The organism is Bacillus sp. JJ634, from assembly GCF_036962285.1.
GTDB lineage: Bacteria > Bacillota > Bacilli > Bacillales > DSM-1321 > Peribacillus > Peribacillus asahii_A.
This window is the reverse complement of sequence record NZ_JBALMU010000120.1, coordinates 1-20514: the sequence shown is the minus strand read 5'-3', so window position 1 is coordinate 20514 and position 20514 is coordinate 1. Positions and strand designations below refer to the sequence as shown.

Below are 20514 nucleotides of genomic sequence, written 5' to 3'. Positions count from 1 at the left end.
AAGGTATGTTATTTGTTGTCTTAGTTATTGGTGTTTTATTAATTGTTGTGGCTACTACAAAATTTAAAGTGCATCCGTTTTTATCATTATTATTAGGTACATTATTTGTTGGGTTTGCTTCGGGTATGCCTCTTGCTAAAATCGTAGAAAATATAAATAGTGGTTTTGGTAGCTTAATGGGCGGTATCGGTCTTGTGATTGTATTTGGAACAATTATCGGGACCATCTTAGAAAAGGCTGGAGCGGCTCTGCGTATGGCTGAAGTCGTTTTACGTATTGTTGGACCGAAAAGACCGCAGCTTGCGATGAGTTTAATTGGTTATCTAGTTTCGATTCCTGTTTTTTGTGATTCTGGTTTTGTTATTTTGAACAGCTTGCGCAAAGCATTGGCTAAGCGGGCAAAAGTGGCCCTTGCTTCAATGTCTGTAGCGCTTGCAACAGGGTTATATGCAACACATACTCTTGTACCACCAACACCAGGTCCGATTGCAGCGGCTGGAAATATTGGTGCAGACGGTTTCTTAGGTACTATTATTTTAATTGGATTAATTACAGCCATTCCTGCAGTTGTTGTTGGGTATTTATGGGCAACAAAAGTAGCTAGTAAAATTGAAGTCGAAGACGATGGTGAGGAACTAGATTATGAGGAAATCGTTCGTTCGTTTGGAAAAATGCCCTCTACGTTTCAAGCATTTTTACCCATTGTGCTGCCAATTGTATTAATTGGAGCAGGATCTATTGTATCTGTTATCGGAATGGAAGGAAATACAGCAGCTTTTCTTAATTTTTTAGGCCAACCTGTTATTGCTTTACTTGCTGGTGTAGTTGCGGCACTTACATTATTGCCAAAGTATGATGAAGAAACATTAACAAATTGGATTGGTGAAGCGTTGTTGGACGCAGCTCCAATTCTACTGATTACAGGGGCTGGCGGTGCTTTTGGTACAGTTATTAAAAACACAGGAATTGCGGAAATGATTCAAGCGTGGAATATGGGAGATATGTTTAGCGGCGCTTTATTCTTACTTATTCCTTTCCTTATTGCGGCAGCTCTAAAAACAGCACAAGGTTCATCAACTGCAGCACTTGTCATTACTTCTTCACTTATTGCGCCAATGTTGCCGACGCTTGGAATTGAAGGGGCTGTACCTTTAGCATTAGTCGTTATGGCTGTTGGAGCAGGTGCGATGACGGTGAGTCATGTGAATGATAGCTTCTTCTGGGTGGTTACACAGTTTAGTGGAATGAAAGTGACTGATGCTTATAAAGCACAGACGATGGCTACATTAATGCAAGGTCTTGTGACAATTGTGGTGAGTATGATTTTGTGGGTGATCTTAGTTTAAGTGAATGATAGTAAAAGACAGAGAGTGTTAGTCGCTCTCTGTCTTTTTTTGTATGGTTTATAAGAGGGAATAATATGTACGTTTTTCTTCTTTGCAGTGATTGATATATTCCAACGGGTTTGGTAAAGCGAAGATACGTAATCAGTAAATGTAAGTGTTTAAACTTTTTGTTTCTCTAGACAGGCTCGCTTTCATATTGCATTTGTATACCAACAATGTAGATTGTATACTTATTTATACATTATCCACATAAATACAATTAAGATAAAAATTTATATAGGTGGGAGTGTTTGTGTTGAAAAAAGGGTTGTTAGGTACAATGATTGCTATTCTCGCAGTTATAGTCGTTTTTGTCATCTTGTTGATGAGTAGCTATAATGGCTTTGTCAATAAGGAGGAGGATGTGAATCAGTCCTATGCACAAATTGAAAATCAACTGCAGCGAAGACTTGATTTAATACCCAATCTTGTGAATACAGTAAAGGGATATGCTTCACATGAAAAAGAAGTGATTGCATCAGTCTCAGATGCACGGGCCGAATTGGCTGGGGCAAAAACTCCTGCAGAACAAGCAACAGCTAATGAACAATTATCAGGTACGTTAAGTCGCTTGCTCGTAGTTGTTGAGAACTATCCTAATTTAAAAGCCGATCAGCAGTTTACTCAATTAATGGATGAACTTGCAGGCACGGAAAATCGAATTGCCGTAGCTCGCAAAGATTACAATGAACAAGTTGCAGTCTATAACAAAAAGGTAAAAAGAATGCCAGGAGCAATTGTAGCAAGAATAGCTGGATTTGATGAAAAAGAATATTTTAAAGCGGACCCTAATGCAACTAAAGCTCCTAATGTTGACTTTGGAGGCAATGGTCAATGATCAGAAAGCGGGTTCCGCATTTTCTTTTGGTGTTACTCGCTTCTTTTGTTTTAGCAGGTCAAGTATTTGCAAAGGATACTGATATTCCAAATTTAGTTGGTGACATTTACGTACAAGATTTTGCTGATATTTTAACAGAAAATGAAGAAAATCAACTAAAAAGTATAGGGCGCAGTCTTGAAAATCAAACAACGGCACAAGTGTCTGTTCTTACTGTTGAAACAACTGAAGGCACACCGATTGCAGAATATGCGAATGAAGCTTTCAGGCAATATGGAATTGGTAGTGAAGTGGAAGACAATGGCGTTTTACTCGTTCTTGCTATAGATGATCACAAAGTTCAAATTGAAGTGGGATATGGGTTAGAAGGTCGACTTCCAGATGGAAAGATAGGAAGAATTTTGGACGAACATGCGATTCCCTATTTGAAAGATAATGAGCCAAACAAAGCTGTGATTGAAACGTATGAAGTGTTGGCACAAGAAGTGGCGACTGAATATGGCGTAGCAGGTGGTCAACAAACTACAGAGAAGCAAGCAACTGAAGAAGAAGGGATAGGAATACCCACGTGGTTAATCATTCTTCTTATTGTAGCTGCTGTGTTTATTGATTTTAAGTTTTTTGGAGGAACGCTTACTTCAGTTATCCTTTCCATTTTGTCCCGTGGAGGCGGCAGAGGTGGAGGGGACGGTGGTTCACGAGGCGGTGGCGGCGGTTCCTCTGGCGGCGGTGGAGCAGGTAGAGGATGGTAATGTCTATTTGTAAAGAAGCTACGAAAATCAAGAGTTTATTTCCGGAATATCCATTATTATAGGGAATATTCACACGAAGATTTCGTGATATCTCGACAAGAATAAGTTTTCGTGCGTTGTTTTTATTGTGATTGTCTATGTGGAAAAACGAGGCTACCTCAAGTTTTGGGCAGCCTCGTTTTTTTATTTCAAGTCTTCAATTGAATCAATATCCATATACTCAGGTACTACTAGTCCATTCTTCGTTCCCGTAAGATTTGGTCCGAGATCAATGAAATCATTTTTATAGGCATTATAATAATCAAGATGTGTACTTGGCAGCCATGCACCTACCATTGCATCAGCACTGCCATTGGCAACACCTGCAAACATTGGACCAACCTCAACTTGACTCAGCGTCACGTTGTAGCCGTGCTGCTCAAGAACTTTACTAATAACATTGGTACTAGCTATTTCAGTATCCCAGGCAACATACACAAGATTGATACTTTCACCATTTCCTGCTTGAGCCCCTTTTGTCCACTTAGCTGTTTTGTCCGGATTTGCTTGAATCCATTTTTCAGCAGCTTTAGCTGGATCCACTCCGTTAGCAATGTCAACCATTACATCTTCCATATCACTTGGTTTCCAGAAGAATTGATCAAGGATCGTATAAGCACCAGGAGCATCTTCTTCAAGTCCTTTTCGGACGATTGTATTAATATCTTCAGCTCCACCAAAGGTATTATTCGGGTCATCGAGATATTTTAAATCAAACGAAGAGAACATCCAGTGGGGTGACCATCCTGTTACAACAATTGGTTCTTTATTTTCATAGGCTTTCTTCAATTCAGCAACCATTGCTGCCGATGAACCTTCAACAAGTGTCCAATTAGTTAACTTGTAATCTTTTAAGGCATTATTAGCCAGCTTCATGAGTCCTGCCCCAGGTTCAATCCCGATAATTTCATAATCCGTTTGGGCTCCAATCCCAGTAGCATTCTCTTTTACTGTATTTTCTTTTGCAAACACTAAAACTAGTGCAGAAACTACTATAAGTGCAGCTGCAATTGAAAGGACAATTTTCCGGCTAATAAGATGCTCATACGCCGGCTTACGTATATTTTGCGTAATCCGGTCGAGGATGATTGCGATAATTACAATCGATAATCCAGCTTCAAAGCCTTGTCCCACGTTAATTTGACTGACAGCTCGGTAAACATCTGCTCCAAGTCCTGGTGCGCCAACTAATGAAGCTGTAACAACCATAGAAAGAGCAAGCATGATGCTTTGGTTTATCCCTGCCAAAATCGTTGGAGTGGCCAATGGCAATTGGACTTTGAATAATTTTTGGCTAGCCGTTGAACCGAATGCGTCTGACGCTTCAATGAGTTCTTTAGGCACTTCTTGAATTCCAAGATTCGTCATACGAATTGTTGGCGCAATCGCGAAAATAAACGAAGCAACAATCCCAGGCACGACACCAATTCCAAAAAATAAAATGGAAGGAATTAAATAAACAAATGCGGGCATTGTTTGCATAAAATCTAAAATGGGGGTAACGATTTTTTGTACGGTTTTGCTTTGAGCACACCAGATCCCAATTGGAATCCCGATTAGTATCGTAAAAAATCCGGATACTAAAACAATAGCAAGCGTTTGAATAGTTGATTCCCAATAACCAAGGTTATCAATCAATAGTAAACTAAGCAATGTAAAGATGCCTAATGGCCATCTGCTAGTATAGGTAACTAACAGGGCTAAAACAATGATTAGTAGAATGGGAGGTCCTACACTCAATACTTCAACAATAAAATTTAATAGCCCATCGATTACATTTGTAAAAAATGAAAATAATCCAGCAAATGCAACGGTAATCCAGTCAACGAAAGAATCTACCCAATTTCCTAATGGGATTTTTGACATATTCATTTAATCACTCACTCTCCAAATCGTTTAAAGAATCTTTATTCCCTGCTAAAGCACCAATTACGGCTCCGCGAATAACAATTCCTTTGATTCTATTCTCTTCATCTATAACCGATATTGGCAGATTTGAGGTTGCGATAGCATCCATAAGATCGACAAGCAGCGCATCCTCTGCGACAGTTGGGATATCGGTTGTCATCACTTCAGAAATCGATTGGTTTTGATCAATGGCCAGACGTGCTTGTTCAGCTGTCAGTACCCCTAATAGCTTTTGCTTACGATCCACCACAAATATACTGGAATATCCTTGTTTCCGCATAATTTCGAGCGCAACCCTCGGACCGCGGTCTGCACCGATTTTCTCTGGTCGTTTCATTACGTGTGATGCCGTTAATATTTTAGATAAATCGACATCTTCAACGAATTTCTCAACAAACTCGTTTGCGGGCTTCATCATAATTTGTTCCGGTGTTCCAAGTTGAATAATACTGCCATCCTTCATCAAAGCAATTCGATCACCGATGCGCAGTGCCTCATCTAAATCATGGGTGATGAAAATAATTGTTTTCTTGAAATTTTCCTGAATTTCTAGTAATTCATCTTGCATATCTTTACGAATCAGTGGATCAAGTGCACTAAACGCTTCGTCCATTAACAGGATATCCGTGTCGCTAGCAAGTGCACGGGCGAGTCCTACCCTTTGCTGCATACCACCGCTCAATTGGGATGGAAATTGATTCTCATAACCTTTTAGTCCAACGACAGCTAATGCGCTCATTGCCTTTTCATGCCGTTCTTCAACAGAGGTCTTTTGGATTTCAAGCCCAAATTCGGTATTTTCTAAAATTGTTTTATGGGGAAAAAGAGCAAAGTTTTGAAACACCATGCTTATTTTCTTTTGTCTTACTTCCCTTAGGCGAGTGGGACTCATCTTTACAATATCTTCATTGTCAATCAAAATTTCACCAACCGTAGGGGCGATCAGTCTGTTAAACATCCGAATTAACGTTGATTTCCCACTCCCAGATAACCCCATAATTACGAAGATTTCTCCAGGGTAGATGTTGAAGTCCACTTTATTGACACCAACTGTCTGTCCTGTTTCTTTCAAAATTTCTTTCTTAGAACGACCTTGTTCTAAAAGCTCCAGTGCCGCTTTGGGAGACTTACCAAAAATTTTTGATACGTTTCTTACTTCTACAAATGGATTCATTTAAACACCTCGTTCTTAAATTTTCCTCTGAAAAACTGATATAGTAGAGCAAACGTTTTCAGGAATATAAGCTTCCTCAAAAATGATAAAGCGGATATTGTTCAATCATTCACTTACTTGCTCTTTAGGTTCTTATCCCACCTGCTTTAATTCTGAATGTCATAAAAAATTGGGAATTAAAAGTGAGATGTTTGCTTGTTTGACTTTGATTCTTTTATGAAGAGGATGTAGCCAAAAAGGGGAAAAACAACATCAAATATAGGGTTTTTTAAAGGGCTAAATCGTGTGTTTACTTTTTAACTATATCGTTTTCTAGTATTCATATCAAACGACGTACACGCAGAATGAATGAGATTTTAGTAGAGTTTTGACTATAACTATCGCTTTTTTAATCTGCTGGAAATGTTGATATAGCAGGGGTTTGACAGTTTTTTTAAGTTGGAATGATTGAGTAGAATTATCGTAGAGTAATTTTTGTTAAAATGAGTCTTTTATCCTATTGAAATTATTCGGGAAAATCAATTTAAAAAAGAGGGATGTAAAGAGAAATCACCGTGGTTGAATTCAAATTAGAAGATGAAAATTACTTGAATTAGAGCGTTAAATTTATCCTTCTCTGGATAGTCTATTAACAATCATTTATCAAAGGTAAGAGGTGCTTCTTTTGGAGGTAAAACTTCAACTTAGAGTATGGATGAAAGTGTCAGTAACTTTCCGTACTTTCCAATCATCCAATAACTGTATTTCAGATTTTCACAGTTTCGATTGTTATCTTTGTTTTTTTATACTATGATGATACGTAATATCATATACAGATTGTTCCAAAGGAGAAAGATTAGTGGATTATAGGGATTGGGTTATGCTACAAGTGTTAAATGAATATAAAAACATCACAAAAACGGCGGAGAAATTGTTTATTTCCCAGCCAGCTTTATCAAATCGTCTCAAACAAATAGAAAAAGAGTTTGGTACTAAGATCGTTGTTAGGGGAAGAAATGGGATTCAATTCACACCTGAAGGTGAATATTTGGCTAAAAATGCGGATAAAGTAATATCTTTGCATAAAAATATCAAAGAAACCATTATGAATATGAACCAAAATGTAACGGGTACTTTAAGAATAGCTAGCTCTAATGTTTTTACAAGATACAAACTGCCTGCTGTTCTGAAACGTTTTCAAGAAATATTTCCTAATATTGAATTTCAGATTACTACAGGATTGAGCAAGGATATCTTTCAATTAATTTATAATCATGAGGTACATATCGGCTTTGTCCGAGGGGATTATAATTGGAGTGATGAAAAGGATTTATTATTTCAAGAGACATTATGTGTAGCCTCCAAAGAAGCGTTTACACTTAAAGATCTACCAGTCCTGCCAAGAGTGGATTATACGACAGATATTCTTTTGAAAATCGCGATTGATAATTGGTGGAGAAATACATTTCATAAGCCGCCTTTAATAAAAATGGAAGTAGATCAAGTGGATATAGCGAAGGATATGGTGATAAGCGGGTTAGGCTATGCCGTGTTACCTTCCATGATTTTAAATGGAATAGATAATCTTCATAAGGCAAATATAACGGATGAGAATGGATTGCCTATTATAAGGGAAACATGGATGTATTATAGCGCGGAATCTTTAGAATTAAATACGGTTAAAGCATTTGTAGAATTTGTAAGAGAGTTTGATTTTGAAGAAAATAATGTCTAAAAAGCAGTATCGCGATATATCGTGATACTGCTTTTTGTGTAGAGCTAAAATGAATTTTTAAAAATAAAGAACGGTGCTTTTCTAAGTTTATCACTGGAGATATAAGGGATATTCAAATTATTTATATCTAGCGATTCATTTTATGTATTTTCCTTTTGATGAACTTACTCTTACAATCAATTCCATAGGTAAGCTTAATAAACTATATTTTTTAGTATTTTCTTAGTAGAAAAGGGTTCCGCTAAGAAGTGAAATATTGAAACGTGATGTAAATATGGTAGTACCAGAACTTATTTTTAGGGAGATGTCCTCATGTCAGCGAAATATTGTAAGGAATCAAGAGTAATTAGAACAAGTCGTATCTTTCCGAATGATGTAAATAATCACAACACGCTGTTTGGCGGTCGAATGATGAGTGATATAGATCAAGTGGCCTCTATTTCTGCCGCACGTCATAGCCGTAGGGAATGTGTCACGGCTTCAACAGATTCTGTCGACTTCTTGCATCCTGTTCGACCAACCGATTCAGTAAGCTTTGAGTCGTATGTATCATGGACGGGTGTATCTTCTATGGAAATTTTCGTGAAAGTTATTGCGGAAGATTTAAAAAGCGGGGAGTGTAAAATAGCGGCAACGGCCCTATTAACATTCGTTGCACTTGATAAGTTTCAACGTCCTACCGCTGTTCCGAAAGTAATTCCTGAAACAGAAGAAGAAAGGAAATTACATGAAACAGGCGAAGAACGCGCAAGAATGCGACGTGAAAGAAAGCAACAAAGTAAAGAATTAGCTGCTTATTTAACAACAAAAACAGTTATTGCCGTGTGTTAAATATTACGTTATAGGTATTAACATACATAACTGTGTCTAAGAGGTCGACTTCATGGTCGGCCTCTTTTTATTATGGATAAAGAATAACTAAAGTAACAAAATAAGAAAAACCCTTGATATTATAAGGGTTTTCTAAAAAATAGAGTAGAGGAGTTCGATTTCTTGATTTCTGCATGGAAAGAACTTTGACATTTTCACCTGTTAATATATTAGTTTTTCAAAGTCTAGTTTATAAACTTTTTTAGGACGGCCTCTAAGTTTTTCTTGCTTTCTGTATGAAATATGGGCAGCTCCTTTTTCCTCTAGCGTATTTAAAATTCGGTTGGCTTGACGTAACGTCAACCCTAAATGATAAGCTAAATCTTCTGCCGTCAGTTCATTTGTTTGTAATTTAGAAATTACAGCCATTATCTTTTGGATACGAAGGCTGGAAATACCTAACGTTTCACTTAGTTTTTCTAATTGAGGATCAACTGTATTGGTAAAGTGAAGACAAGTCTCTTCTCCTAGTGGGCCAATTACTTCTTCGTTGGCAGTAATGACATAAGAACATGGAAAGTTGTTTGATTTAGCTTGCTTGTTTGCCGTTTGAGCCGATGTTTTAGCCGCATAGAGTGTAGTTCCAATTCCCCATCCTATATGTACATGAAAGGGGAGCGTTTGATTCAGATACTGAAGGAGGGAACACTCGGTAAATTCATTCGTTAAATTCTTGAGCTCAGCATACGACGTAATCACTTCAAAATTTGCATGCTTCTTCTGAATAACAGATAATGGTTTCTCTTTTTCATTGAATTCCAAAAGTGCTTTATGAAGCAGGATTTGTTTAAAATCCAAATCAGATATGTTGTCCTGGTTTTCAATCGTAATGATCCCTATTGTCCATTGATTTTCTAATAAATTAGAAATTTGCAATTCATTAATGATTTGCTGGATTTGCTCTAAAATGGATGCCTTAGAAGGAAATATAAAAATGTTTGGAATGCCAGCTTGATTCAGAAGCTCTACAATATTGCTCACACGAGTAATTGATAAATCAATCTTTCCCTGTTGCCATAATGATAGATGCTGTTGGAATGTTTTTTCATAAATGGATTCCGAATATTCTATTTCATTTGAAAAGGGGAATTCGTCTTTCTTTAATACTTCTTTAAGCCCCATATAATTGTTCTCTTTAGAAATGGAATCAATATATACTCGAGAAAAATTTAAATGTTTATTGGCATTGCTGATAGCAAATAAGCGTTTATAAAAATCCCCTTCTGGAATATGTAGGTAGTACGTTGGGGTTTGAAAGACCGTACCTTCTTGCTGCCAAATTTTATAGCCTAACTCCCCACTAAAAAGAATGCCATCATAAAACAGGTGATGACTATTATAAAGCTCTTTAATCTCACTCAGTTGACGATAAGGGATAAAGCTTAATTCACATTGATCTTGGATAAGTGGTTCAATTTGTTTGATCTCCTCGATAGAATGAGGAGCAGTGATGACACCGATTTTAATCATAATATTTCGTCCTTCCCCGATCGTAAGGTTGCCATTTTATTATACTAACTATCACCGTATATTACCAATTGAATTCATCTTTAATATTCGTTTCTAATGATTTCCGGTCCGAATTTTCTTGCAATTTTAAAAAATAGTTGCTAAAATTCATTTTAAGAAATGTCCTAAATAAGTCTAAAAATAAAACTTCTGTTATAGATTATTGCTGCGAAAACAACAATGTCATAAACAAGGTCCAAATAAAAAGGCTCATTTAGTAGATATTTATAAATAAAGAATGAAAGGGGAACTTGTATGCAAGAAAACGTATACAACAATAAAACAAAAACGACTGTTTTAACGCTGCTTTTTTTAACATGGGTCGTTAATTATCTAGACAAAAACTCTATGAGCGTAGCAGTCATTACCATTTCCAAAGAATTCAGCCTAACTCCTACTCAAGGTGGGATGGTTATTAGTAGCTTCTTCCTTGCTTACGCAATTATGCAATTAATTGGTGGATGGCTGACTGATAAATACGGAGCGAAAAAAGTTATTCTTATTTCATTGTTTGTTTGGTCCGTCTTTACGATTTTTACTGGATTTGCTTGGTCATTTATTTCATTGATTATTATTCGCTTTTTATTTGGACTTGGAGAAGGAAGTTTTCCGTCGGCTAGTTCTGTAGCCTTGGCAGAAAATTTTCCTAAAGAACAGCGTGGGCGAGCAAAGGGATTGTTATCAGCCTCTACTCAAATTGGTTCAATCATCTCCGTCTTGCTAGCTGCTGTACTAATTGAAAGTTTAGGCTGGAATACGATGTTCTTCATTTTTGGGGCGCTCGGATTTGTTTTTCTTCTTTTACTTTGGAAGTACTTGCCGGAAAGAGCGCAGCAAAAGGGAACTACTCAAACACAAAAAGTGTCTTATAGAAATGTTCTGAAAAATCCAACAGCTTGGCTGCTGATGTTGATTTATTTTGGGATGAGCATGGTGAATTGGGGACTAAACTCATGGTTACCTTCTTATTGGGTAAACGTTCGTGGGCTCGAGTTAGTCAAAACAGGGTTTATTTCTATGTTTCCAGTAGCATGTTCTCTCCTCGGAATAATGCTTAGCTCATGGGCATTGGATAAACTGGCTGCAGGAAAAGAAAAGTTTATCATTATTACAGGTGCAGTTATTGGAATTATCGCACTGTACTTCACAATGAATGCATCAACAGTAACATCGGCGCTTACATTCCTTTGTTTTGCCTATTTTGGAGTAGGACTTCTTTCTGTTGTTCTTGCTATTCCGTTGAAATATTTCCCGCAAAATTCAATGGGTTCGACAGTTGGTATTATGTATTTTGGAGGGCAAATGGCCGGTACAATTGCACCAACTTTAATGGGATATACAATTACACTATTTAATGGGTCTTATAACGGGGCTTTCACATTATTAATAGGTTCCCTTTTCATCCCAATTATAGCGAGTTTTTTCTTGAAATTAAATTCAACGAAACAAGAAATAGGAAGTGAAGTAGCGTGAGTGACATTCAAAAAATTATAGAGCTTATTGAGCAAAAAAAAGATAAATGGGTCAGCGTTAGCAATCAAATTTGGGAATTTGCAGAAACGCGTTTTGAAGAGTTTCGTTCCGCTGAGCTCATCTGTCAAACCCTTGAATCGGAAGGGTTTTCGGTCGAAAAAGATATTGCAGGAATCCCTACCGCTTTTGTTGGCAGCTTTGGAACTGGGAATCCGGTTGTGGCCATTCTTGGTGAATATGATGCGCTTTCCGGGCTAAGCCAAAAAGGAGGTATTTCTGTTGCAGAGCCAGTTGAATTAGGTGGGAACGGACATGGCTGTGGTCATAATCTGTTAGGCACAGGTTCGCTTGCTGCTGCGGTCGCTCTTAAAGATATGATGGAGCAGGAAGGACTGCAAGGAACAATCAAGTATTATGGTTGCCCAGCAGAAGAAGGCGGTTCAGGTAAAGCGTATATGGCACGAGCCGGTTGTTTTAATGAGGTTGACTTTGCTTTATGCTGGCATCCGTGGACAACAAATACAATCTTGCCAGGGAATTCACTAGCTAACTACCAAGTTTATTACAAATTTAAAGGGAAAAGTGCACATGCAGCTGTTCAACCACATTTGGGCAGAAGTGCGCTTGATGCTGTGGAGCTAATGAACGTGGGCGTCAACTACTTGCGTGAACATATCATTTCCGAAGCAAGAGTTCATTACGCCATTACGAACACAGGAGGGTTTTCGCCAAATGTCGTTCAAGCAGAAGCGGAAGTGCTTTATTTAATTCGTGCTCCTAAAACGCCTGAAGTTCAGGGAATTTATGAAAGAATTTGCGATATCGCAAGAGGGGCCGCACTTATGACAGGTACGGAAGTTGAAATTGTTTTTGATAAAGCTTGTTCTAATTTGGTTCCTAATGTAACGCTGAATGCTACAATGGCTGAAGTGTTTAGTGAGATTGGTACTCCGACTTATAATGAAGAAGAAATCCATTTTGCAGAACAGTTGCATGCCACATTAGCTGTAGAAGATAAGGTTAATGAAATTAACAAATTACCGAAAGCAGTAGTGAGCAATCTAAAGGACAAAGCAATTTGCGATATTATTTATCCGTACGCTGATGATATAGCTGATGCACCCCTCGGAGGCTCGACAGATGTTGGGGATGTCAGTTGGATCGTACCGACTGCTCAGGTAGGTACTGCATGCTGGGTATTGGGGACACCTGCACACACCTGGCAAGTTGTGACCATCGGTTCTACATCTATTGGTCATAAAGGAATGCTTCAAGCAGGAAAAGTTTTAGCGGGGACCGCATTAGAAGTAATAAAAAATCCAAAACTATTAGAAAAAGCTAAACAGGAACTAAAGGAACGATTAAACGGTGAGGTTTATAAATGTCCAATTCCTGAAGAAGTTATGCCCGCGGGTAAAAGAAAATGATGATTGTTTTTTCAATTTGAAATAGGTACAATGTACATCTATTAGTTGATTTAATTGAATAATAGACATGAAAAATGATTCAATTACAGACTAGCAGATGGAATTAGCAGCGAAGTTCAGAGCTAATTTTGGAGATAGTCTATAAGAATACTCTTTGCATGCAAGCCCTTTTCTTAGGAAAAGGGTGTTTTTATAATCTATTTCCTAAAAGTTTCAATTTAGCATGACCTTTAATAAATGATATGATAGGAGGAAATGGAGAATAAAGAGGTAGCTTCCTTACTTTAGTGAATTTTTCTTTGAAAGTAGGTGTGAAAGGATCTGTTATGAGTAAAATTCATCATTCTATTAGAAGTATAATAGATAGTAATATTCCTTTTATGATTGGAAGATTTAAACGGAATTCCCCCATTGATATCTACCTTAAATATTATGGACTAGAAATTGGTGCCATTGATTATAGATATGGTTTTGTGAATTGTTGTGAAGAGAGAATCTTTATTCAATCATTTAAACCTACAAACCCTCGTGCGATTGTTCTAGTTCTTCATGGTTATTTGGATCATACAGGTTCGATGAGTAATTTAATTAATTTTTTAGTGAAAAATAATTACCATGTGATTAGTTATGATTTGCAAGGACACGGGCTATCTAGTGGAAAGAGGGCATTTATTGAAAGTTTTGATCAGTATGCGGATGTCTTTATGGAAGTCTGTGAAACTTACATCAAACCATATACTACACTTCCAAAGTACTTAATTGCTCATAGTACAGGTGCAGCAATTTCAGTTGAATATTTGCGGCGATCTTCTTCAATTTTTCATCATGTTATTTTGTTAGCTCCACTTATTCGTTCCTATGCATGGAATCTATCAAAAATTGGTTTAAATATTATGTCCCCATTTGTTAAGGAATTACAAAGAGTATTTAAAGTAAACTCATCCAATTCAGAATATTTAAGGTTTGTTAAAAGTGATCCATTACAGCATAATAAAATTTCAATAAAATGGATAAAGGCCTTGTCTGCATGGAATGAAAAAATAATAAATTATCCAAAATTAGAAGACAGTCTTTTGGTCATTCAAGGTAATCGAGATAAAACGGTAGATTGGAAATATAATCTTAATTTTATAAGACATAAGTTCCCGAAAAGCCAAATTCGTATCATTAAACATGGTAATCATCAATTAATAAATGAAAACACTAGGTTAGTGGTTAGTGTGTTGGACTGCATTTCAGAACAATTTCAACAGATAGATCCTGTCCAGTCTTAGGACTGAGCTATTGTGTTGATATACTGTTTTAGGAAGTATTGTTCTTGCAATCTTGTGTAAAAAACCTCGATAATTTTTAGAAATTATCGAGGTTTTGATTATGCCTATTATTTTTTTGTAGCAAACTGAATGTCGTGTAACGCTTGTTGTAAATCTGATTTTGTTTTGAGTGTATTGTCAATTTCAATCCCCAGTTCAATCATGGTGTCAGCAATTTCTGGGCTGATTCCTGTTAAGATAGTAGAGCATCCTAATAATTTAATACCTTTGACAATTTTAAATAAATGGTTAACAACGGCTGTATCCACAAATGGAACACCTGAGATATCAATAATTAATTGTTCCGCTTTTAGCTCTTTTACACGAACGAGTGTTTTTTCACGGATTTTTCGTGCTCGGAATGTGTCTACATTCCCAACAATTGGGAGTATACATACTTTATCAGCAATTGGAATAATTGGAACTGATAATTCATCAACTGTTTCACGATGACTTTTTAATAATTCTTCTTTATAGCTGACGAAGTATGCTGTATAAGAATCGATATATAAATCAATAATATCGTTTACACGACGCTCTAAAGCAAAGAATTGGTCCATATCAAGCGTTTTTTCAGATTCATTATAAAAAGCTCGGATAGAGTTCCAGATGATGCCGCGAGATGATTGGAAAAGCTCCCAAGCTAAGTGCATTGGAAATTCAGTTTTAGCACTGCGGACGCCTCTTTCTTTAGCAACATCCATAATTTGTTCTGTTTTTAATTCACTAATATTTTGGGCAACAAGCAGCATAATTGGATTACCGAATTTTTTGTAACTCTCCGCCTCTCCATTTTCATTTAAAAGAGATATTAAATAGCTTTTAGTTGCTTGTAGGTATTGCATCCATTCACTTGTGTAAAAATGGATATTGTTACTTAGAAATTCTGCTAAACTATGTTTCGTGTCAATGGTTTGTACCATAGAATCTCCCCCTGTAAATGGAACTGAATGTTTAAGTGTTTTTTTGAATGATAGAAAGAAAGTGGTTCCTTGTCCTTCCTCGCTTGTTACCCGTATTTTGGCATGATTATTTTGAATCGCATTAAAAACTTGTGCAAGCCCCATTCCTTTTCCATCTTGTTTCATCGTAAAGAACGGAGTACCGAGTAAACGCAATTTATCTTTTGGAATACCAACACCAGAATCTGAGATGCTAAGATGAATATTTTCATAGTCCTCAGTTTGTTCAATAACAAGCGTTCCGCCTTTAGGCATCGCTTCAATCGCATTTTTAATTAAATTGAACAAAGCTTTTTTGAGTTGATCCTTTTGGCCAATAATTCTGACATTTTCATTATCAAATTGTTTAATGACATGGATTGAATATAGCTGGTTTTGAAATAAAAGCAAAATGGATTCTATTTCAGTGCAGATATTAAAATCTATTAATTCCTCTTGCGTAAATTCAGGCTTAGAGACGCTCATTAAATCATTTAAAATATGAATCGCTCGTTCTAACTCACTTAAAGCAATTTGCGAATATTCACTCTGATCAGTTTGACTAATTAATTGAAGAAATCCTTTTACGGCTGTTAAAGGATTGCGAACTTCATGGGCAATTCCTGCTGCCATTTCTCCAATTGACGATAATAAATGATTATTCAAATTTGTATGGTCATGATGATGCTGCAGGTAATGAAGGTTAAATATGTAAAGATAAATATTCTGTCCCTTTTGATCTTCCGGCGTTTTATGGAATAAAAAAAAGTAAGGCTGGGAATCGATTGTTGCCATAAATTCATTATGTTTACCCATGAAACATTCATGAAGCTTTGCTTTCACTTCTTTGTTTTTAATTTGATGAAACAAATAGTTTGTGTCACTTTCATCTGATAATAACAGCCTTTTTGCTTCATCATTAACACTTTGAATTGTACCATCAGGGTGAAGTTCAATTAGACCATATGAAATTTCATGAGCGGCGAGTGATGTGGTCAAAGTATCTAACCGTCCTTTCATTTAGCCATTTTACGGCCCTAACTTTCGTACCTATATTGACCGTGCTAGTAATATCAAATTCATCCATTAAGCGTTTCACTCCTGATAAACCTAAGCCTAATCCTTTTTTGGAAGGAACTACATTATTTAAAGCATCATCAATATTCGCTATTCCGGGACCTCGATCAATAGCAATAATTTCAATTTCATAAGGAGGCATCGGATTAATAAAGATTTCTCCTTTATCAGCATAAAAAACAATATTGCGAGCTAATTCCATAATAGATACAACTAATTTGGTTTGATCGCTTTTATTTAGTCCGCAATTCTCTGCAACTTTTTTCCCGATTGTACTAGCCATGTACACATCATCTTCTCGATCAATAATGATTTTATACAAACCTCTATCAAATCCTTTTCTGTAATAAAAACAGGTAGATTTATTTTAACAACATTTTAGCATATTTAGATAAGTCTTGGATAATGCTTTCGATAATACTGTGAAAAATTATGTACATCCTACACAAATAATTGGTAAATAATGAAAAAGTGTATCTGTTTATTGGCGTTTTAAAAAGTCCTATGGAAAAAATGGTTTCATGATACAATTATTAGGATGGTACATACAAATATTTTGATACAAGGGAGAGTTAGTAGTGAATTTATTATTTCCGTTGCTAGCTTTGCTTGGCGGAGCAGCTGTAGCAATTCAGAGTCAGATTAACGGAGGCTTAGGGAAAAAAGTAGGTGTGTTAGAAGCTTCATTAATCTCTTTTGGAGTGGGAACAATTGCTTTATTATTTATTGTTTTATTCTGGGGGAAGGGAAATCTATTGTCTGTTACAGATGTTCCAAAGTGGCAATTGATTGGCGGCTTACTTGGGGCATTTTTTGTTATTGTAACCGTTTTAGTTGTCCCGAAAATAGGTGTGGCTCCTGCTCTTATTGGAATTGTTGCCGGACAAATCATTATTGGAGCAATTGTCGATCATTTTGGTCTATTTGGCGGGCAGCGTATCCCAATTAATATACAAAAAGTGGCTGCGATTGCTTTGTTGTTTGCTTCATTATACTTGTTTAATCATAAGTAGGTGTGCTCTAGATAGGCCCCTCTTTTGAATTCTTTTGAAGTTGGCATAATTCTTGCATATATAATCAATGACACAAAAGCTGAATATATATCGGTAAGTAGTGTTGTTAAATGAAGAAAGAATGGTTGCTAGGTGTGATTTGAAAGAATGAAAAAGAGGGAGGAGAAACACATGAGAGAAGTAGTTATTGTTGGGGCTGCAAGAACACCGATTGGTACGTTTGGAGGTAGTCTAGCCGGAGTATCAGCAGTCGAACTAGGCGTTGTGGCTGCGAAGGAAGCTATTAAACGTGCGAATATACAAGCTGATATGATTGATGAAGTCTTGATAGGTAATATTTTATCAGCTGGTTTAGGACAAAATGTAGCACGTCAGGTGGCGATTCATACTGGAATTCCGGAAACGACTCCTGCTTTAACTGTTAACAAACTATGCGGTTCAGGCCTTCGAACCGTGATTATGGGAGCGCAGTTTATTTCACTCGGTGATGCAGATGTGATTCTTGCGGGGGGAATTGAGAGCATGAGCAATGCCCCGTATATTCTTCCTAATTATCGCTGGGGCCAGAGAGCAGGACATGCAGAAGCGGTTGATTCTATGATTTACGATGGCTTAACAGACGTTTTTAATCAATATCATATGGGGATAACAGCCGAGAATATTGCTGAAAAGTGGGAAATTAGCCGTGAAAGACAGGATGAATTTGCTTTACTTAGTCAACAAAAAGCGGAAAAGGCCCAGCTTGCTGGCCGATTTGATGCTGAAATTGCTGCTGTTGAAATCAAAAAGAAAGGCAAAACGATTGTGGTTAACCAAGATGAATATCCACGACATGGTTTGATAATAGAACAGCTTGCTAAATTGCGCCCAGCTTTTAAAGAAAATGGAACTGTTACAGCAGGGAATGCATCTGGTATTAATGATGGCGGGGCGATGCTTGTGCTGATGGCAAAAGAAAAAGCAGAGCAGTTAGGGCTTAATATTTTGGCAACCATTACATCTTATGCGAATGCGGCTCTTGATCCGGCTATTATGGGGTATGCACCAGTACCGGCAGTGAAAAAAGCATTAACAAAAGCAGGATTAACAGTGAACGATATTGATGTAGTTGAATTGAATGAAGCATTTGCTGCCCAATCGCTTGCTGTACTTCAAGACCTGGAGTTGGATCAACGTAAAGTGAATGTTAATGGTGGGGCTATTGCTTTAGGTCATCCAATTGGTGCATCTGGAGCCCGAATTTTAGTTACATTGCTGTATGAAATGAAGCGCAGTCAAGCGAAAAGAGGGCTTGCATCTTTATGTATTGGCGGCGGGCAAGGATCAGCTCTAGTGATAGAACGACATTAATTGTCTAATATGGTCAAATTTTCTTATTACATGTTATAATTTGTAAGGTGACATGGGGTAAGGAGAGTGAAGATGACCATTAGTAAAAATCAGAAAGTTTCGTTAATTGCGTGGGAAGATATTTTAGAGTACGCTTACGACGGTTTCGTTATGGTTGATTCAGAGGGATATATTCAAATACTAACTCAAGCGTATGCTGATTTTCTTGGTGTCAATCGGGAAAACGCAGTAGGAAAGCATGTAACAGAAGTTATTGAAAATACTCGAATGCATGTAGTAGCTAAAACAGGAAAGCAAGAGAGAGCGGCATTACAAAGAATTAAAGAAAATTATATTATTGCAACTAGATTACCAATATTGAAGAAAGGAAAAAGTGTAGGGGCTGTCGGGAAAATTTTATTTAAAAATGTAGGAGAATTCACAGCTTTGTCCAAACGAATCCAATCTCTTGAAAAGGAACTGAAAAAGTATAAAGGAGCGTTTCATGAAGGCAATACAGCTTCTTATACATTTGAGGGGTTGATTGGTGAAAGCGAGGTGTTTTTGGAAGTAAAACATCAGGCGAAACGAGTAGCAAAAAGTGATTCAAATGTATTGCTCCTAGGGGAAAGTGGTACAGGAAAGGAGCTGTTTGCCCACTCTATTCATAATGAAAGCCTGCGTTCTATGGGGGTTTTTGTCAAAGTGAATTGTGCTGCTATCCCGACAGAGCTTATAGAATCAGAGCTGTTTGGCTATGAAGACGGTTCATTTACCGGTGCTAAAAAGGGTGGAAAAGCAGGGAAATTCGAAGCTGCAGATGGTGGGACTATTTTTCTTGATGAGATTGGTGAATTACCGATGCATATGCAGGTGAAATTACTACGGGTTTTACAAGAAAAGGAGATTGAGCGTATCGGATCTCCAAGTAGTATCCCGGTTGATGTAAGGGTCATTGCTGCGACTAATCGAAATTTAGCCGAAATGGTTGAAAAAGGTGAATTTCGACTTGATTTGTATTATCGGCTAAAGGTAATGGAACTGACCATACCTTCGTTAAAAGAGCGAAAAGAGGATATTAATATTTTAGTAAGATATTTTGTTGAAAAATATCAATGTATCATGAACAAATCTATTCAAGGTATAGATGATAACACGCTGCGCTTGCTTTCTTCCTATTATTGGCCAGGAAACATACGGGAGTTAGAAAACGTGATTGAACGTGCGCTAAATATTGTAGAAGAGGGAGAAATGATTACAGCTGAACATTTACCTGAAGAAATAACAGGGGTTCAAGATATCATTACGATTCATCCGTTGGCTCAAGTGATGGAAGAAACGGAGCGAATGATGATTATCGCCTGTTTACGACTTACACAAGGAAATAAATCGGAAGCAGCCAAACAATTGGGGATTAGCCGCACAACGCTGTATGAAAAAATGAATAAATATGGCTTGCTGTCTTAGAAAAGGTTTCCTCTTGAGTAAGAGGGAACTTTTTTATTGGCTATTTATCAAGAGAATATCACCGGTAAGGCATAGTTTATAAGTGAAAAGACAGATGTGTTAGGTATTTCGTACACTGAAAGTAAAGTAGCGTATTTTGTGTAAGGAAATCTGTACAGTATGGAAGAAATTTAAAGAATATTGTCTTAAAAATGAACAACTTTAGAAAATTTTCAAGTTATCATCTAGAATTATTTGACAAAAATAGTATAAATTTTGCGTAATTATATATAAGAGGAATAATAT

16 protein-coding genes are annotated in these 20514 nt (G+C 37.0%); 11 read left to right on the top strand and 5 right to left on the bottom strand.

The genetic code is table 11. From position 1 onward, the window contains the following. The first annotated feature begins 5 nt into the window (after positions 1 to 5). From V7068_RS17060 to V7068_RS17050, 3 genes are all read left to right on the top strand, one after another. Positions 6 to 1346 (top strand): GntP family permease, encoded by a 1341-nt coding sequence (locus tag V7068_RS17060; protein ID WP_499713779.1) that lies wholly within the window; start codon positions 6 to 8, stop codon positions 1344 to 1346. Positions 1347 to 1641: 295 nt separating this feature from the next. Continuing rightward, complete coding sequence (locus V7068_RS17055; RefSeq protein ID WP_499713778.1) at positions 1642 to 2223, top strand: LemA family protein; 582 nt, start codon at positions 1642 to 1644, stop codon at positions 2221 to 2223. After that, the gene (locus V7068_RS17050) at positions 2220 to 2975 is read left to right on the top strand and encodes a TPM domain-containing protein (protein ID WP_499713777.1); all 756 of its coding nucleotides are present in this window, start codon (positions 2220 to 2222) and stop codon (positions 2973 to 2975) included. The genes V7068_RS17055 and V7068_RS17050 overlap by 4 nt, the downstream gene beginning before the upstream one ends. A 183-nt stretch (positions 2976 to 3158) precedes the next feature. On the opposite strand, the gene V7068_RS17045 is transcribed toward V7068_RS17050, so the two are convergent. Then, positions 3159 to 4886 carry a glycine betaine ABC transporter substrate-binding protein gene (locus tag V7068_RS17045; protein WP_499713776.1) on the bottom strand — a complete coding sequence of 576 codons (1728 nt, stop codon included), beginning with the start codon at positions 4884 to 4886 and terminating at the stop codon, positions 3159 to 3161. Between the two features lie 4 nt (positions 4887 to 4890). After that, positions 4891 to 6096 (bottom strand): quaternary amine ABC transporter ATP-binding protein, encoded by a 1206-nt coding sequence (locus V7068_RS17040; protein WP_499713775.1) that lies wholly within the window; start codon positions 6094 to 6096, stop codon positions 4891 to 4893. Positions 6097 to 6955: 859 nt separating this feature from the next. Between V7068_RS17040 and V7068_RS17035 the strand changes: the two genes are divergently transcribed. After that, a complete protein-coding gene (locus V7068_RS17035; protein WP_499713788.1) occupies positions 6956 to 7810 on the top strand; it encodes a LysR family transcriptional regulator in 855 nt (284 codons plus the stop codon). Between the two features lie 312 nt (positions 7811 to 8122). Then, on the top strand, positions 8123 to 8641 hold the full coding sequence (locus V7068_RS17030; RefSeq protein WP_499713774.1) for an acyl-CoA thioesterase: 519 nt from the start codon (positions 8123 to 8125) through the stop codon (positions 8639 to 8641). Positions 8642 to 8842: 201 nt separating this feature from the next. Here V7068_RS17030 and V7068_RS17025 read toward each other — a convergent pair whose 3' ends face one another. Then, positions 8843 to 10150: a transcriptional regulator gene (locus V7068_RS17025; RefSeq protein WP_499713773.1), complete on the bottom strand. Its 1308-nt coding sequence runs from the start codon at positions 10148 to 10150 to the stop codon at positions 8843 to 8845. A 294-nt stretch (positions 10151 to 10444) separates the two neighbouring features. Here V7068_RS17025 and V7068_RS17020 point away from each other — a divergent pair, with 294 nt between their 5' ends. The 3 genes from V7068_RS17020 (at position 10445) to V7068_RS17010 (ending at position 14363) form a co-directional block, all read left to right on the top strand. Next, on the top strand, positions 10445 to 11662 hold the full coding sequence (locus V7068_RS17020; RefSeq protein ID WP_499713772.1) for an MFS transporter: 1218 nt from the start codon (positions 10445 to 10447) through the stop codon (positions 11660 to 11662). Beyond that, positions 11659 to 13089, top strand: a complete 1431-nt coding sequence (locus V7068_RS17015; RefSeq protein ID WP_499713771.1) for a M20 family metallopeptidase — start codon at positions 11659 to 11661, stop codon at positions 13087 to 13089. Before V7068_RS17020 ends, V7068_RS17015 begins: the two co-directional genes overlap by 4 nt. A 326-nt stretch (positions 13090 to 13415) precedes the next feature. Next, positions 13416 to 14363, top strand: coding sequence for an alpha/beta fold hydrolase (locus V7068_RS17010; protein ID WP_499713770.1), 948 nt, complete (start codon positions 13416 to 13418; stop codon positions 14361 to 14363). Positions 14364 to 14470: 107 nt separating this feature from the next. On the opposite strand, the gene V7068_RS17005 is transcribed toward V7068_RS17010, so the two are convergent. Both V7068_RS17005 and V7068_RS17000 read right to left on the bottom strand, forming a co-directional pair. Then, positions 14471 to 16342, bottom strand: coding sequence for an ATP-binding protein (locus V7068_RS17005; RefSeq protein ID WP_499713769.1), 1872 nt, complete (start codon positions 16340 to 16342; stop codon positions 14471 to 14473). Beyond that, complete coding sequence (locus V7068_RS17000; RefSeq protein ID WP_127759928.1) at positions 16317 to 16742, bottom strand: anti-sigma regulatory factor; 426 nt, start codon at positions 16740 to 16742, stop codon at positions 16317 to 16319. Before V7068_RS17000 ends, V7068_RS17005 begins: the two co-directional genes overlap by 26 nt. Positions 16743 to 16998: 256 nt before the next feature. Here V7068_RS17000 and V7068_RS16995 point away from each other — a divergent pair, with 256 nt between their 5' ends. The 3 genes from V7068_RS16995 (at position 16999) to V7068_RS16985 (ending at position 20229) form a co-directional block, all read left to right on the top strand. Next, positions 16999 to 17433 carry a DMT family transporter gene (locus V7068_RS16995; RefSeq protein WP_127759929.1) on the top strand — a complete coding sequence of 145 codons (435 nt, stop codon included), beginning with the start codon at positions 16999 to 17001 and terminating at the stop codon, positions 17431 to 17433. 171 nt (positions 17434 to 17604) lie between these two features. After that, positions 17605 to 18783 (top strand): acetyl-CoA C-acetyltransferase, encoded by a 1179-nt coding sequence (locus tag V7068_RS16990; protein ID WP_499713768.1) that lies wholly within the window; start codon positions 17605 to 17607, stop codon positions 18781 to 18783. Positions 18784 to 18855: 72 nt separating this feature from the next. After that, a complete protein-coding gene (locus tag V7068_RS16985) occupies positions 18856 to 20229 on the top strand; it encodes a sigma-54 interaction domain-containing protein (RefSeq protein WP_499713767.1) in 1374 nt (457 codons plus the stop codon). Positions 20230 to 20514: the final 285 nt, after the last annotated feature.